The sequence below is a fragment of the Streptomyces violaceus genome, from assembly GCF_036014075.1.
Taxonomy (GTDB): Bacteria; Actinomycetota; Actinomycetes; order Streptomycetales; family Streptomycetaceae; genus Streptomyces; species Streptomyces violaceus.
Genome location: NZ_CP107911.1, coordinates 692,494 through 707,358 on the forward strand (window position 1 = coordinate 692,494; position 14,865 = coordinate 707,358).

Annotated in this window: 13 protein-coding genes and 2 riboswitches; of the genes, 11 read left to right on the forward strand and 2 right to left on the reverse strand. The window is 73.2% G+C overall.

What is annotated here, in order from left to right; translation table 11 throughout:
- Positions 1-13 precede the first annotated feature (13 nt).
- Entirely contained in the window at positions 14-859 is an 846-nt protein-coding gene (locus OG542_RS03200; protein ID WP_328407984.1) for a class I SAM-dependent methyltransferase, read from the reverse strand.
- Between the two features lie 224 nt (positions 860-1,083).
- Here OG542_RS03200 and OG542_RS03205 point away from each other — a divergent pair, with 224 nt between their 5' ends.
- The gene (locus tag OG542_RS03205) at positions 1,084-1,881 is read left to right on the forward strand and encodes a VOC family protein (protein WP_328407986.1); all 798 of its coding nucleotides are present in this window, start codon (positions 1,084-1,086) and stop codon (positions 1,879-1,881) included.
- Positions 1,882-2,077: 196 nt separating this feature from the next.
- Here the strand turns inward: OG542_RS03205 and OG542_RS03210 are convergent, their stop codons facing one another.
- Entirely contained in the window at positions 2,078-2,431 is a 354-nt protein-coding gene (locus OG542_RS03210; protein ID WP_328407988.1) for a carbonic anhydrase family protein, read from the reverse strand.
- A 534-nt stretch (positions 2,432-2,965) separates the two neighbouring features.
- Between OG542_RS03210 and OG542_RS03215 the strand changes: the two genes are divergently transcribed.
- The 10 genes from OG542_RS03215 (at position 2,966) to metE (ending at position 14,738) form a co-directional block, all read left to right on the forward strand.
- Positions 2,966-3,400 carry a nuclear transport factor 2 family protein gene (locus tag OG542_RS03215; protein ID WP_328407990.1) on the forward strand — a complete coding sequence of 145 codons (435 nt, stop codon included), beginning with the start codon at positions 2,966-2,968 and terminating at the stop codon, positions 3,398-3,400.
- 30 nt (positions 3,401-3,430) lie between these two features.
- Positions 3,431-3,967: a GNAT family N-acetyltransferase gene (locus tag OG542_RS03220; RefSeq protein ID WP_328407992.1), complete on the forward strand. Its 537-nt coding sequence runs from the start codon at positions 3,431-3,433 to the stop codon at positions 3,965-3,967.
- Between the two features lie 113 nt (positions 3,968-4,080).
- The gene (locus tag OG542_RS03225) at positions 4,081-5,880 is read left to right on the forward strand and encodes an ABC transporter permease subunit (RefSeq protein WP_328417737.1); all 1,800 of its coding nucleotides are present in this window, start codon (positions 4,081-4,083) and stop codon (positions 5,878-5,880) included.
- Positions 5,881-5,921: 41 nt separating this feature from the next.
- Positions 5,922-7,175, forward strand: coding sequence for an MDR family MFS transporter (locus tag OG542_RS03230; RefSeq protein WP_328417739.1), 1,254 nt, complete (start codon positions 5,922-5,924; stop codon positions 7,173-7,175).
- A 272-nt stretch (positions 7,176-7,447) separates the two neighbouring features.
- Positions 7,448-8,875, forward strand: coding sequence for a serine/threonine-protein kinase (locus OG542_RS03235; protein WP_408057712.1), 1,428 nt, complete (start codon positions 7,448-7,450; stop codon positions 8,873-8,875).
- A 56-nt stretch (positions 8,876-8,931) separates the two neighbouring features.
- Positions 8,932-9,314, forward strand: a riboswitch (cobalamin riboswitch).
- Positions 9,315-9,344: 30 nt separating this feature from the next.
- Positions 9,345-10,046, forward strand: coding sequence for an energy-coupling factor ABC transporter permease (locus OG542_RS03240; RefSeq protein ID WP_184587271.1), 702 nt, complete (start codon positions 9,345-9,347; stop codon positions 10,044-10,046).
- The gene (locus OG542_RS03245; protein WP_328407994.1) at positions 10,043-10,387 is read left to right on the forward strand and encodes an energy-coupling factor ABC transporter substrate-binding protein; all 345 of its coding nucleotides are present in this window, start codon (positions 10,043-10,045) and stop codon (positions 10,385-10,387) included. Before OG542_RS03240 ends, OG542_RS03245 begins: the two co-directional genes overlap by 4 nt.
- A gap of 5 nt (positions 10,388-10,392) precedes the next feature.
- Positions 10,393-11,142, forward strand: a complete 750-nt coding sequence (gene cbiQ / locus OG542_RS03250; RefSeq protein WP_328407996.1) for a cobalt ECF transporter T component CbiQ — start codon at positions 10,393-10,395, stop codon at positions 11,140-11,142.
- The gene (locus tag OG542_RS03255; protein WP_311129217.1) at positions 11,139-11,990 is read left to right on the forward strand and encodes an energy-coupling factor ABC transporter ATP-binding protein; all 852 of its coding nucleotides are present in this window, start codon (positions 11,139-11,141) and stop codon (positions 11,988-11,990) included. Before cbiQ ends, OG542_RS03255 begins: the two co-directional genes overlap by 4 nt.
- Before the next feature lie 27 nt (positions 11,991-12,017).
- Positions 12,018-12,238, forward strand: a riboswitch (cobalamin riboswitch).
- A gap of 166 nt (positions 12,239-12,404) precedes the next feature.
- Positions 12,405-14,738, forward strand: a complete 2,334-nt coding sequence (metE, locus tag OG542_RS03260) for a 5-methyltetrahydropteroyltriglutamate--homocysteine S-methyltransferase (RefSeq protein ID WP_328407999.1) — start codon at positions 12,405-12,407, stop codon at positions 14,736-14,738.
- The last annotated feature ends 127 nt before the right edge of the window (positions 14,739-14,865 follow it).

Below are 14,865 nucleotides of genomic sequence, written 5' to 3' on the forward strand. Positions count from 1 at the left end.
CGCGGCAACCTGATCAGGCGTTCGAGTCCTTGCGCCATACGAAGACCTCCGTGCTCGGTGCCCGCTCGGAGAACCGGCCCGACTGCGAGGCCTCGCGCAACAGCAGCCGCAGATCCGTCTCGAAGTCGTCCCGGCGCCCTTCGAAGAGATGCGGTGCCGAGAACGACATGGAGAACACCCAGGCGACGACATCGTCGAAGGTCCGCTCCAGCACCTGCCCGCCGGGCACGACGAGACGCCGGGGGCCCAAGAAGCCCGCCCGGGCGAACACCTCGTCCTCGGCGCCCGGTGTCCCTTGCGCCAGCACCCCGCGGCCCGCTCGTCGCACGGGTCCCAGGTACCGCTTCACCAGGTCGTCCACCCCCGCGTAGGGGACCGTCGGGTACGGCATGCCGTCGACGGTCCGGGGCTCCGTCTTCAGGTCGGCGATGTGCGCCAGTGCCCCGCCGGGCCGGAGCATGTCCCGGACGGTCGCGGCCACCAGGTCGCGGTCCATCCAGTGGAAGGACTGACCGAAGGTGGCGACGGCGAACGTTCCGAGCCCCGCGGGCAGGGCTTCGGCCCGAGCCCGGACCCACCGGGTCTTGGCGCCCAGTCCCCGGTTGGTGGCCCCGCGCCCGGCTTCGGCGATCATCCCGCTGTCGGGGTCCACTCCGACGATCTCGCCGAAGAGATGCGCGAGGCTCAGGGCAATGGTTCCGGGCCCGCAGCCCACGTCGAGGAGGCGCCCCTCCCCGTCGAGCCGCAACTCCTCGGCGAGCGCGTCCGCCAGCCCGGCGGCGTAAGGCAGCCGCCCCCGCTCGTAGTACGCGGCGGTCCCCGAGAACAACGTGTCGTCCCACTCCCAGCCGTGCACCACGCCCGCCCACCACCCTCACCGCACAGAGCTCCGCGACCACCCGACCGGTCGACGAACCCGATGATTCCACGGCCGGACCACCCGCCGGGGATCACCACCGGGCAGCGCAGGGCAGCACCGGACACCTGCGACCGGGGGTCCCCCATCGGAGAGCGGCCGACGGGCGCTTGTCAGTGCCCGGTGTCACGCTGGGCACACAGGACCTGCGGAAGGGAAGCATCGCCATGATCACCACGGAGTTCGCCCCCGGTTCCCCCTGTTGGCTCGACCTCGGCGCTCCGGACGTCCGGGCCGCCGCCGCCTTCTACGGCGCCGTGCTCGGGTGGGACTACGAGTCCATGGGCGAGAGCGAGGACTTCGAGGGCGGGATGTTCCGGAAGGACGGCAAGATCGTCGCCGGCATCGGCAAGCTCACCGAGGAGGGAGCGCGCTCGGCCTGGATGCTCTACTACAGCGTCGCCGACGCGGACGCCACGACGAAGGCCGTGGAGCAGTCGGGCGGCAGCGTGCGCGTCGCGCCGATGGACCTCGAGGAATGGGGCCGGATGGCGCAGTACACCGACCCCCAGGGAGGCCAGTTCGCCGTCTGGCAGCCGGGGACGACCAAGGGCCTCGATCTGGTCGACCAGCCGGGTTCGCTGTCCTGGACCGAGCTGTACACGAGCGACGCGGCGGCCGCGAAGGAGTTCTACGGCGGACTCTTCGACTGGCAGTTCAGTGACATGCCGCTGCCGGGCGGCGGGGGCACGTACACCCTCATCACTCCCGCCGGACTGCCCGAGGAGCGGATGCACGGCGGCCTCATGGAGGTCGGCAAGAAGGACCTGTCGCTGGCGAACGGGCGGCCGTACTGGCACCCGGTCTTCGCCGTCGACGACTGCGACGCCGCGGTGGCCAAGGTCAGGGAGAACGGCGGCAGCGTGCAGATGGGTCCCGAGGACGCGGAGGGCGTCGGACGGCTGGCCGTCTGCCTCGACCCGGCCAACGCGGACTTCGTGGTGCTCACCCCGGCCCAGGGCTGAATCTGACCCGCCGCCCGGCGAACGGGTGCTGCGGCCGGCTCTGGCGTCGGGGGTGTCCCGGCAGTTCTCCGCTCCCTTGGCCCGGATCCCGGTGGTCGCCGCCTCTACCGACTACGGCGACCGGCTCGGCCGCGGACCGGCCGGTTGCCATCCCGGTGGCGCACACCCCGGCTGACGTGTCCCCCGGCCGGGTCAGTCACCACCACCGGTGGCTGTCCCCGGCGATGCGCCGCTTCCCGAGTGGCTGCACCTCGCGGGCGTTGCCCTCGGGAAAGAGGCCCCGGTAGTGCTCCAGCGCGGCGGCGGACGCCTGGACCGGATGGGTCAGGACCGTCCAGCGCACCCCGGTGGTGTACGGGCAGGTCGTGGTGGACCCGAGGTAGCGGTAGGACTCGGTGCAGGGCGGCAGCAGGGTGTCGATCTCCACGTCGGGCACGTCCCAGGGGTCTTCGCTCCGGCGGGCGGATTCCAGCAGCCGGTCCAGGGCGCCGTTGCCGTCGCCCGGGTGGACGAAGACGGCGAGCACCGCGTACTCCTTCGCACCGGCCACGGTCGCGTCCCCGTCCCCGTCCCTCCTCCCCCTCCCCGATCGTCCGTGCGTACTTCAGGTGCTGTTCCATCGGGAACGCCACCCCGCCGACGGTGTGCTCGGACGGCGTGTGCCAGTGGATGTCCTCCAATTGGTAGGTGGCGTCGCCGACGCTCATCAGGCAGTCCTGTCCGCGCGGCGGCTCGGCCTTCACCGAGCCCTCCTCGGCCCGGGCGCAGTCGGGCCGATGCCGCTTCGGACGCTCGAAGCGCAGACGCAGGGCGAGCCGCGCCGGATGCCGCAGGCGCGGGGGTGGCAGGGCCGAGACGTCGGTGGCCTGCGGACGGATGTCGACCGGGCTCTGGGACTGCTGAGCGGTGCCGACGGCGGACTGGGCGGGGGCGGTCAGGGACACGGGGGATCACCTTCGGTCGACGGGCGGACGGCCGGGCAACGACGACCGCATCCTTTTCCCTCGGCGGCGCCCGGGACGCGCGAGGTCACCCGGACCGCTGAACACCCCGGATCGCGGCCTTGACACGCTACGGTCGCGCCATGAACCAAGGTCCCGACGCGGCAGCTCAGGAACCCGGCGAGGACACCGTCCGCGAACTCGCCGGTCTGGCGCGGGACTGGGCGGCGGCGATCGTCGCCAACGACCCCGCACGCATCGCGGGCTTCATGGCGGACGAGTGGGTGATCGTCTCCGAGTCGGGGATCGACCCGAAGGAGAGGTTCCTCTCCCTCGTCGAGTCCGGGGAGCTCACCCACTCCGCGATGGACCTCAGGACCCGGCCCAGGGTCCGCGTCTACGGCGACACAGCCGTGGTCACCGGACGGGTCACCAACACGGCCCACTACCAGGGCGAACGCTACGACGCCGACGAGTGGACAACGGATGTGTTCGTGAAGCGGGACGGGCACTGGCGGTGCGTGCTGACCCACATCACATCAGCCGCCCCCGAGATCACATCAGCGGCCCCTGAATGAGCCTTCATGTGATTTGCATATGATACGCAAATGCATGACTACAGCATCAGGGAAGCCACGCCCGCGGACATCGACGGGGCGCGGGTGGTGATGCTGGACGCCGTGTACCGCGACTTCGGCACCGGCTATGTGCCGCACTGGCACGCCGACATCATCGACCCGGTGCCGTTCTACGTCGAACCGCCGCGGCACACCCTCCTGGTGGCCGTGGACGAGCGGGACGGGACGGTGGCGGCCACGGGGGCGCTGGACGCGCGCGGGCCGGCGCATCCGCCGAATCCGCGCTGGCTGGCCGAGCGGTACCCCTCGGGCGAGACCGCACAGCTGCGGCGGTTGTACGTCGGCCCCGCACACCGGCGGCGCGGACTGGCCCGGCGGCTGGTGGCAGGCCTGGTCGACTTCGCCCGGGCCGACGGTGGTTACCGGTCCGTGTATCTGCACACGTATCCGCACTCGCCCGGTGCGATGGGCCTGTGGCGGACGCTGGGCAAGGTGGTGTGCGACGAGCGGGAGGAAGTGCCCGGCGGGGGCAGCGGCGCGGTGCACTTCGAGCTTCCCTTCGCCTGAGCACCACGGGGACGACACTGAACACCTCGAACTCACCCCTGGCCAAGGGCCTCGCCGCCCTGCGCGTCCTCGCGCGGGGCGGTGGCCCGACGCTGCTGTGGCGGGCCGTGCTCATGGCCGCCCTGGTGGGCGCGATCGGCCTGCTGCCGTGGCTGTCGCGCACCGACCCGGCGCTGACCGTGCTCAAGGCCCGCTCGGCGGACCGCGACCCCACGCCCGAGACACTGCGCGCCATCCGCGGCCAACTCGGCCTGGACGACGGCCCGCTGGTGCTGCTCGGCCGCTGGCTGGGCGGTCTGCCGCACGGGGACGCGGGCACGTCGTGGGTGTCCGGCGGCCAGGTGCTGCCCGGCGTCGTGCAGGCGCTCGGCGCGTCGCTGCTGCTGATGTCCGGGGCCCTCGTGGTCGCGGCGGGCACGGTGGCCGCGGTGTGCGCCCGCACACTCCGGCTCGGCTCGCGGGGGCGGCTCGCCGCACGCGGCCCCGGCGGCACGGCGTCCGCCGTGCTGGCCGCACTGCCCGAGTTCCTCGTCGCCTCCGTGCTGGCCTCGGTGATCGGCGTCCAACTGGGCTGGCTGCCGGCTCTCGGCTGGTACGGGCCGCAGTGGATGGTGCTGCCCTCGCTGGCTCTCGGTCTGCCCGCCGGGGCGATCCTCGGACGGATGCTGGACGACCTGCTGCCCAGCGCGTTCGCCGAACCGTGGGCCCTGGCGGCCGCGGCACGCGCCGTCCCGCCGAGGTCCGTCGCACGGCAGGCGGTGCGCCGCTGCGTGCCCGGACTGCTGCCCAACCTGGGCCTGTTCGTGGTCGGCCTGACCGGCGGCTCGGTCGCCGTCGAGCAGATCTTCGACATCCCGGGCCTGGGCCGGCTCACCCTGCAGGCCGCCCTCGCCCAGGACCTGCCCGTCCTGCAGACCGGCACCCTCGCCCTCGTCCTGGTCGCGGCCGTCGCCGGGGTCCTCGCCCGGCTGTCGGCCCGGCTGCTCATCGGGCCCGCGCTGCGCGACGGCGCCCTGCACTCCCTGCACCGCCCCGGCCCGTCCGCGCCCCGCGCCCTGCCCCTGCTCTACGGGGCCCTGCTCGCCGCCGTCATCGGGTTCGGCCTGCCCCGCGACGCGCGCACCCTGGACGCCCTCGCCCGGCTGCGGGCCCCCTCCCTGGCGCATCCGTTCGGGACGGACGCGCTCGGCAGGGACGTACTCGCCCGGGTCTCCCACGGCGCGCTGACCACCCTCGGTATCGCCCTCGCGGTGAGCGCCGCCGCACTCGTCGCGGGGCTGCTGCTCGGGCTGCTGCCGAGGCTCTCCGGGCCGCTGGTCGACACCGTCAGCGCCGTGCCGCCCGTCCTGGCCGGCCTCCTCGTCGCCGGCGTCGCGGGCAGCGGGCCCTGGACGCCGGCGTTCGCCGTGGGCGTCGTGGCCTGGTCCCCGCTGGCCGCCCACACGTCCTCCCTGCTGCGGCAGGAGCGCGCGACCACGCACCTGGCCGCGACCCGCGCACTGGGCGCCGGTCGCTGGTATCTGCTCTCGCACGAACTGCTGCCCGCCGTGCTGGCACCGGTGGCCCGGCACGCCCTGCTCCGGCTGCCCGGCATCGCGCTGAGCCTGGCCGCCCTCGGCTTCCTCGGCCTGGGCGCCCAGCCGCCGTCCCCCGAGTGGGGGCTGCTGCTCGCCGAGAACCAGCCGTACGCCGAGCGCGCCCCGTGGGCCGTCCTCTTCCCCGCCGCCGTACTCACCCTGCTGGGGGCGCTCGCGGTGACGGCCGCGGGCGGCGTACGGCTGCCCCGGCGGCGCAGGCGGCCCGCGAGCCCGGCCGGTCCCCCCATGGAGCGGATCATGCCCTCGCGGCAACAGCGGAACAGCCCCGACGCCCTCCTGGCCCCTGTGGCCACCTCACCGACAGAAGAACGATGACCGACCTCATCTCCCGCGTGCTGGCCCGCCGTTCCGCCCGCATGCCCAAGACCCCGCGCGAGAGCACCTGGCGGCTCTGGAAAGAGCTGTCGCCGCTGCTGCGGCTGCTGATCCTGACCCAGCTCGCCTTCAACGTCGGCTTCTACGCCGTCCTGCCGTTCCTCGCCGAGCACCTCGGCACCGCGATCGGCATGGCGGGCTGGCTGGTCGGCTTCGTGCTCGGACTGCGCACCTTCAGCCAGCAGGGGCTGTTCGTGGTCGGCGGCTGGCTTGTGGACCGGTTCGGGGTGCGGCCGGTCGTGCTGGCCGGCTGTCTGCTGCGGATCGCCGGGTTCGCCTGGCTCGGGTACGCGGAGGCGAGCTGGGCCGTGATCGGCGCCGTGCTGGTGATCGGTTTCGCCGCCGCGCTGTTCTCCCCCGCCGTGGAGTCCGAGGTGGCCCGCCAGGCGGTGGTGTGGGAGGGGGAGGGACGCGGCTCGCGCACACGTCTCCTGGCGCTGTTCAGCGTCGCGGGCCAGGCCGGGGCCTTCGTCGGACCGCTGCTCGGCGGGTTGCTGCTCGCCGTCGACTTCCGCACCGCGTGCCTCGCTGGCGCGGCGGTCTTCGTGCTCGTCCTGGCCGGGCATCTTTGGCTGATGCCGCAGCACATCCCGGGCCGGGTCCGTACCCGGGAGCGGGGCGGGGCGCGCGTGCTGCTGCGCAACCGCCGCTTCCTGGCCCTGTGCGGCGCGTACGGCTCGTACCTGCTCGCCTACAACCAGCTGTATCTGGCGCTGCCGGACGAGGTGCGGCGTGCGACGGGCTCCCAGGCGCCGCTGTCCTGGCTGTTCGCCCTGTCCTCGGTGCTGGTGGTGTTCACCCAGCTGCCGGTGACCCGCTGGGCGGGCGACCGGCTGGACCTGCGTCGCTCCATGACGGCCGGGCTGCTGCTGATCTCGGCCGGTTTCGTGGTGGTGGCCGCGGCGCGCCCCGCCGGCTGGACGGGAGTCGCCGGGCTGCTGCCCGCCGCGGGCTTCGTCGTGCTGCTCACGGTGGGGCAGATGCTGGTCGTGCCCGCTGCCCGGGCCTGGGTGCCCGACCTGGCCGAAGAGGGCCGGATCGGACTCTACATGGGGGCGCTGTCCTCCGTCTCCGGCCTGATCGTCCTGGCCGGCAGCGCGGCCACCGGCTCCCTGCTCGACCTCGGCCTCCCGGCCGCCGTGCCCTGGCTGGTCCTCGCGGCCGTACCGGCCCTGACAGTCGTTCTGCTGCCGCGCCGGGAGGAACGGGCGGAGGGGGCGGGCGAGACGGCCTGACCCGGCACGTCAAGGCACCACTGGACGACCACGGCGGCCCGATCCGGCGCCCCGAGGCGCGCGAAGGCACCCCGGCAACCACGCGCACCGCACCGTCACCCCACCGGGCGACGGCTCCGCTCCCGGATTTCCGGGACCGTACCGTCCCTCGACACCGCTGCGGAGATCAGGAGTCACGCGGCGCCAGTATCCTGGGACGGCTGCGACGTCCCTCACCAACCCCCGTGTCAAAACGGGGAGTTCGGCATGCGGCGACGTACCTTCCCACACGCATGAGACGAGGACGAGTGCTGCTAGCGGGCCGCTACCGGCTGGATGTTGAGATCGGGCGCGGTGGAATGGGAGAGGTCTGGCGCGCGTACGACGAGACGCTCGCCAGAGCGGTGGCCGTCAAGCTGCTGCTGCCCCAGGACACCGACGTCACGGCGGCCTCCCGGTTCCGTCTGGAGGCCCAGACCGCCGGGCGTCTCAACCACCCCAATCTGGTCGGTGTCCTGGACTTCGGCGAGTACGACAACCGGCTGTACCTGGTGATGGAACTGGTCGAAGGCGACAGCCTCGCCGGGGTGCTGGCCGCCTCCGGCGCGCTGCCCGCCGAGCGGGTGGCCGATCTCGCCGCGCAGGCCGCCTCCGGGCTCGCCGCCGCACACGCGCAGGGCATCGTCCACCGTGACGTCAAACCCGCCAACCTCCTGCTGGACGCCCACGGCACCCTGAAGATCGGCGACTTCGGCATCGCCCGCTTCCTCGACGACCCCGGCGCCGCGCTCACCGCCACCGGCCAGATCGTCGGCACCGGCCTCTACCTCGCGCCCGAACGCGCCCTGGGCCAGCCCGCCGGCCCCGCCTCCGACATGTACTCCCTGGGGTGTCTGCTCTACCAACTCCTCAGCGGCCGACCGCCTTTCCAGGCCGACACCGCCGTCGCGCTCCTCCACCAGCACCTCGATTCCGCGCCCGTACCGCCCCGCGAGCTCGGTGTCGCCGGACTCCCGCCGGCCTTCGAGAACTACCTGCTCGGCCTGCTCGCCAAGCAGCCCGAGGACCGGCCCACCGCCCAGCGGACCGCCGAGTGGTTCGCCGGCGGTGCCTGGCGAGGGCTGCCCGAACCGCTGCCGGAGGCCGCGCCCCCGGTGACGTCCGCCACGCCGAGGCCGTATCCGGCCGCCGAGACCCGCAACCCGGCCACGTACGCGCTGCCCGGCGCCCCGGGGCTGCGCACCGGACGCACGGCCCAGGCCGGGCGTTCGCGTCGCGCCGCGCCTCGGGGCGGTCCCGGCAACCGGCGCAGAGCGGCCGCGACGGTCGCCGCGGCGGCACTCTTCGCCGCCGCGATGCTCGCCGGCATGCTGTGGTTCTCGCCCGACGACACCGCGACGGAGGGCACGGAACCCGACGCGTCCCCCTCCGCGAGCAGCCCCGCCGCCACGCCGCCCGCCGGCTCCGCCTCGCCCCTCTCCTCCGCTCCGGCGGAGGACACGACTCCGGCCGCCGGCACTCCGGCCGCCGGCACAGTGGCCGATATCACCCCGTCCACCACCGCGCCTCCTCCCCCGACCCCCGCCGAAGCGACACCCAGCCCCACGACCCCGGCGCAGGAGACGGCCGACCCACCGCGACAGGCGGAAAATCCCCAGCAGGAGAAGCCCCGTCAGAACTGGGAGAGCGGGGACGACGATGACGACGGGGGCGACGACTGAGCGGCCCTGCGCCGGTGTGCGAGCGGACGCCCCCTCGCGCGCCCCCTCGGGTGGCTTGTCATCGTCCTTATCTCGGCACTACTGTCACCACGCCTTGGTGAACGGGAAAGCCGGTGTGATGCCGGTGCGGCCCTCGCCACTGTGAATCGGGAAGTCCGGCTCCGGCCCTCACGGGCAGCCACTGGGTCCTAGGGCTCTGGCTCCACATTCCCGTCTGCCGTGCGACGCCTGGCACGCACGCTCGCCGCGTTGCCGAACCGCCCACGTGGCTCCGCCACGAGGGCGCTCCGGCGCCTTGCGATCGCACGCGCCAGACGCCGCACGGCCCGCCCTCCGGGCGGACGACGGGAATGTGGAGCCAGAGCCCTTGCCCCGGGAAGGCGGAGTACGGGCGGTGGTACCCGTAAGCCAGGAGACCGGCCAAGGCGCGTCAACCATCCACGAGGTGCTGGAGAGGGTCTGCTGAGCCATGCACATAGCCGAGGGTTTTCTGCCGCCCGCACACGCGGTCGCCTGGGGCGTCGCGTCGGCGCCGTTCGTCGTCCACGGGGTCCGGTCGCTCACCCGTGAAGTGCGCGAGCACCCCGAGAGCACCCTGCTCCTCGGTGCCTCCGGTGCCTTCACATTCGTTTTGTCCGCCCTGAAACTGCCGTCGGTCACCGGCAGTTGCTCCCACCCCACCGGGACGGGCCTGGGAGCCATCCTGTTCCGGCCACCCATCATGGCGGTGCTGGGCACCATCACCCTGCTCTTCCAGGCGCTGCTGCTCGCACACGGCGGTCTGACCACGCTCGGCGCCAACGTGTTCTCCATGGCGATCGTCGGGCCCTGGGCCGGATACGCCGTGTACAAGCTGCTGCGGCGGTACGACGTGCCGCTGATGGTCGCGGTCTTCTTCGGGGCGTTCTTCGCCGACCTGTCCACGTACTGCGTCACCAGCGTGCAGCTGGCGCTCGCCTTCCCCGACCCGGGCAGCGGGTTCGTGGGGGCGCTCGGCAAGTTCGGCACCATCTTCGCCGTCACCCAGATCCCGCTCGCGGTGAGCGAGGGGCTGCTGACGGTGCTCGTGATGCGGCTGCTGGTGCAGTCCAGCAAGGGCGAACTGACCCGGCTGGGCGTGCTCCTCGCCAAGAAGCAGTCCGTGACCGAGACCGAGGTGGCAGCCCGATGAAGAAGAACACGAAGATCAACATCCTGCTGCTGCTCGCCGTGGTGGCGCTCGCCGTACTGCCGCTCGCGCTCGGCCTCGGCGACCACAAGAAGGAGCCGTTCACGGGCGCCGACGGTGAGGCGGAGACGGCGATCACCGAGATCGAGCCGGACTACAAGCCATGGTTCTCGCCGCTGTACGAACCGCCGTCCGGTGAGATCGAGTCGGCTCTGTTCTCCCTCCAGGCGGCTCTCGGCGCCGGTGTCCTCGCCTACTACTTCGGTCTGCGCCGCGGCCGGCGGCAGGGTGAGCGGCAGGCGCGGGAGCGGGACGCCGAGGAGTCCACGGCCGAGAGGGCCTGAGCCGCGTGCTGCCGATCGACGCGGCGGCGCACAGCAGTCGCTGGCGCCGCCGTCATCCCGTGGACAAGGCCGTGCTCGGTCTGGGACTCACCGTGCTGGCCATCTCGCTGCCGCCCTGGCCGGGCGCGGCCCTGGTGCTCGTGACGGCCGTGTCGCTGCTGCTGGGGCCGGCCGGTGTGCCCGGCCGCCGGCTGTGGCGGGCCTACCGCGTGCCGCTGGGCTTCTGCGTGACCGGCGCGGTCACGCTGCTCGTGCAGGTCGGCGGGCCGGAGGGCTTCGTCTCCCTCGCGGACGACGGGCCCCTGCGGGCCGGGGAGTTGCTGCTGCGCACCTCGGCGGCCTCCCTGGGGGTGCTGCTGTTCGCCTTCACCACGCCCATGTCCGACCTGCTGCCGCGCCTGGTCCGGGCCGGCATCCCGGCGCCGGTCGTCGATGTCGCACTCGTGACGTACCGCATGAGCTTTCTGCTGCTGGACTCCGTGCGCCGGATCCGCGACGCGCAGGCCGCCCGGCTGGGGCACATCACGCGGGCCGCCGCCTGGCGTTCGCTGGGCGGGCTCGGCGCCACCGCGTTCGTCCGGGCCTTCGACCGGGCGGCCCGCCTCCAGGCCGGGCTCGCCGGGCGCGGCTACGACGGCACCCTGCGTGTCCTGGTGCCCGAGGCCCGCGTCTCCGTCCGCTTCACGGTCGCCAGTTGCGCGCTCCTCGCGGCACTGGCCGTCCTCACCTTCGTACTGGAAAGGCCGCCGACATGAGCGAGCCCGCCCTCGTCGCCCTGCGGGGCGCGTCCTTCGCCTACGAGGACGGCCCAACCGTGCTCAGCGGCCTCGACTTCGATATCCGCGAGGGGCGGGCGCTCGCGCTGCTCGGCCGCAACGGCAGCGGCAAGACCACGCTGATGCGGCTGCTCAGCGGCGGACTGCGGCCGAACGACGGGCGGTTGACGGTCGACGGGCAGCGGGTGACGTACGACCGCAAGGGCCTGACCCGGCTGCGGACGACCGTCCAGCTCGTGGTGCAGGACCCGGACGACCAGCTGTTCGCGGCGTCCGTCGAGCAGGATGTGTCGTTCGGGCCGCTGAACCTCGGACTGGCCGATGCGGAGGTACGGGCGCGGGTGGCGGAGGCGCTCGCCGCCCTGGACATCACCGCCCTGGCCGGCCGGCCCACCCATCTGCTCTCCTACGGGCAGCGCAAACGGACCGCCATCGCGGGGGCGGTCGCCATGCGGCCCCGTGTCCTCGTCCTCGACGAGCCGACGGCCGGACTCGACCCCGACGGCCAGGAACGGCTCCTCAGCACGCTCGACGGACTGCGAGCGAGCGGCACCACGGTGGTGATGGCCACCCACGACGTCGATCTCGCCCTGCGCTGGGCCGACGACGCGGCGCTCCTCACCCCGGACGGTGTGCACATCGCTCCCGCGCCCTCGGCACTGGCACGGACCGATCTCCTTCGGCAGGCGGGACTGCGGTTGCCGTGGGGTGCCGCCGCCGCGGATCTCCTGCGCGCGCAAGGGCTGTTGACCGCGTCGGCGCCCGGTCCGCGCACCCCGGACGAACTGGCCGCCCTCGCGGCGGGGCGGCCGGTGAGCGGCGGCTGAGGGTCGCTTCCCCGGCCTTCCCGTGTATAGGCTGGCGGTGCAGCTGGTTCGCCCCGTCAGCCAGGCGGGACGCGTCGCAAGAGGGAACCCGGTGGGAATCCGGGACTGCCCCGCAGCGGTGAGCGGGAACGACCGCCGTCATACGCACTGGGCCCACGAAGGGCCCGGGAAGCGACGGCCAGTAGGTGTTCTCAGATGGTGAGAACGTGCCCGCGAGTCCGAAGACCTGCCAACTGCCCGCGCGCGGACGATGCGTGCGCGGACATTCCGGTGACCTCGAGGGCGGGTCGGCGTACCTACCAGGCGGATTACCGCGCTGTGCCGCGCGAGGTCATCTCCGTCCGGTTGGTCACCCCTTCGCGCTCTCGTCCCGTCGCCGGGATCTCAGGGATTCGTCTCGCGAAGGAGATCTCCGTGACCACCAAGCCCGCAGCCGCGGCAGCACGGGCCACCGTGTACGGCTACCCCCGCCAGGGACAGAACCGGGAACTCAAGAAGGCGATCGAGGGCTACTGGAAGGGCCGCGTCACCGCCGACGCCCTCCGGGCCACCGCCGCCGGCCTGCGCGCCTCGAACTGGCGGCAGCTGGCCGACGCCGGCATCGACGAGGTCCCGACGGGCGACTTCTCGTTCTACGACCACGTCCTGGACACCACCGTCATGGTCGGCGCGATCCCCCGCCGCCACCGGGACGCCGTCGAGGCGGACGCCCTGGACGGCTACTTCGCCATGGCACGTGGCACGCAGGACGTGGCGCCGCTGGAGATGACGAAGTGGTTCGACACGAACTACCACTACCTGGTGCCCGAGCTGGGTCCGGACACGGTGTTCACCACCGACTCGTCCCAGCAGGTCGCCGAGTTGCGCGAAGCGCTGGCGCTCGGCCACACCGCGCGCCCCGTCCTCGTGGGCCCCGTCACGTATCTGCTCCTCGCCAAGCCCGCTCCGGGTGCGCCCGCGGACTTCGAGCCGCTCACGCTCCTGGACCGGCTGCTGCCCGTGTACGCCGAGGTCCTCGCCGACCTGCGCGCGGCGGGCGCCGAGTGGGTCCAGTTGGACGAGCCGGCCCTGGTCCAGGACCGGACCCCGGCCGAGCTGAACGCCGCCGAGCGCTCCTATCGGGACCTCGGAGCCCTCACCGACCGGCCGAAGCTGCTGGTCGCCTCGTACTTCGACCGGCTCGGGAACGCCCTGCCGGTGCTGGCGAAGGCGCCGGTCGAGGGACTCGCGGTGGACTTCACGGAGTCGGCGGCGGCCAACCTGGACGATCTAGCCGCGGTGGGCGGTCTGCCGGGCAAGCGGCTGGTCGCCGGTGTCGTCAACGGCCGCAACATCTGGATCAACGACCTGGCGGCCTCGCTCTCCCGGCTCGGCACGCTCCTCGGCCTGGCCGACCGGGTCGACGTCTCGGCCTCCTGCTCCCTGCTGCACGTCCCGCTGGACACGGCGGCGGAGCGGGACATCGAGCCGCAGGTCCTGCGCTGGCTCGCCTTCGCGCGGCAGAAGACCGCCGAGGTCGTCACCCTCGCGCGCGGGCTCGCTCGGGGTACGGACACGATCGCCGCGCAACTCGCCGCGAACCGGGCCGACCTGTCCTCCCGGGCGAACTCCCCGATCACCCGCGACCCGGCCGTCCGCGCCCGCACGGCCGCGGTGTCCGAGGCGGACGCCCGCCGCTCGCTGCCGTACGCCGAGCGGACCGCCGCCCAGCGCGCCCGGCTCGGTCTGCCCCTGCTGCCGACCACCACGATCGGTTCCTTCCCGCAGACCGGTGAGGTGCGTACCGCCCGGGCGGACCTGCGCGCGGGCCGTATCGACACGGCCGGCTACGAGGAGCGCGTCAAGGCCGAGATCCAGGAGGTGATCTCCTTCCAGGAGAAGGCCGGACTGGACGTCCTGGTACACGGCGAGGCCGAACGCAACGACATGGTCCAGTACTTCGCGGAGCAGCTCACCGGGTATCTCGCCACGCAGCACGGCTGGGTCCAGTCCTACGGCACCCGCTACGTCCGCCCGCCGATCCTGGCCGGCGACATCTCCCGCCCCGAGCCGATGACCGTGCGCTGGACGAGGTACGCGCAGTCCCTCACGCACCGTCCGGTCAAGGGCATGCTCACCGGCCCGGTCACCATGCTCGCCTGGTCCTTCGTCCGCGACGACCAGCCGCGTGCCGAGACGGCCCGGCAGGTCGCTCTCGCCCTGCGCGACGAGGTGAGGGACCTGGAGGCGGCCGGGACGTCGGTCATCCAGGTCGACGAGCCCGCCCTGCGCGAGACGCTGCCGCTGCGTGCCGCCGACCGGCCGGACTATCTGGGATGGGCCACGGAGGCCTTCCGGCTCAGCACCGGCGGCGTGCGGCCGGACACGCAGATCCACACGCACATGTGCTACGCCGAGTTCGGCGACATCGTGCAGGCCATCGACGACCTCGACGCGGACGTCATCAGCCTGGAGGCCGCCCGCTCCCATATGCAGGTCGCCCGCGAACTCGCGGCGCACGGCTATCCGCGCGAGGCGGGGCCGGGTGTCTACGACATCCACTCCCCGCGGGTTCCCGGCGCACAGGAGGCGGCCGACCTGCTGCGCACCGGACTGAAGGCCATCCCCGCCGAACGCCTGTGGGTCAACCCCGACTGCGGCCTCAAGACTCGCGGCTGGACCGAAACCCGCGCGTCCTTGGAGAACCTGGTCGCGGCGGCCTGGTCCGTCCGCGGCGAACTGGCCGGGGAGCACCCCGCCCGCACGTGACGACCGGGGGCCGGGGGCTCGGGTCCCCGGCCCCCGGCCGGTTCGGATCCCGGGCCGACGGGCGCGGGCCAGGACCGGATCGCGACCTCCACAGCCAGGCCAACCCGCAACAGCCTCGGCTCACTCG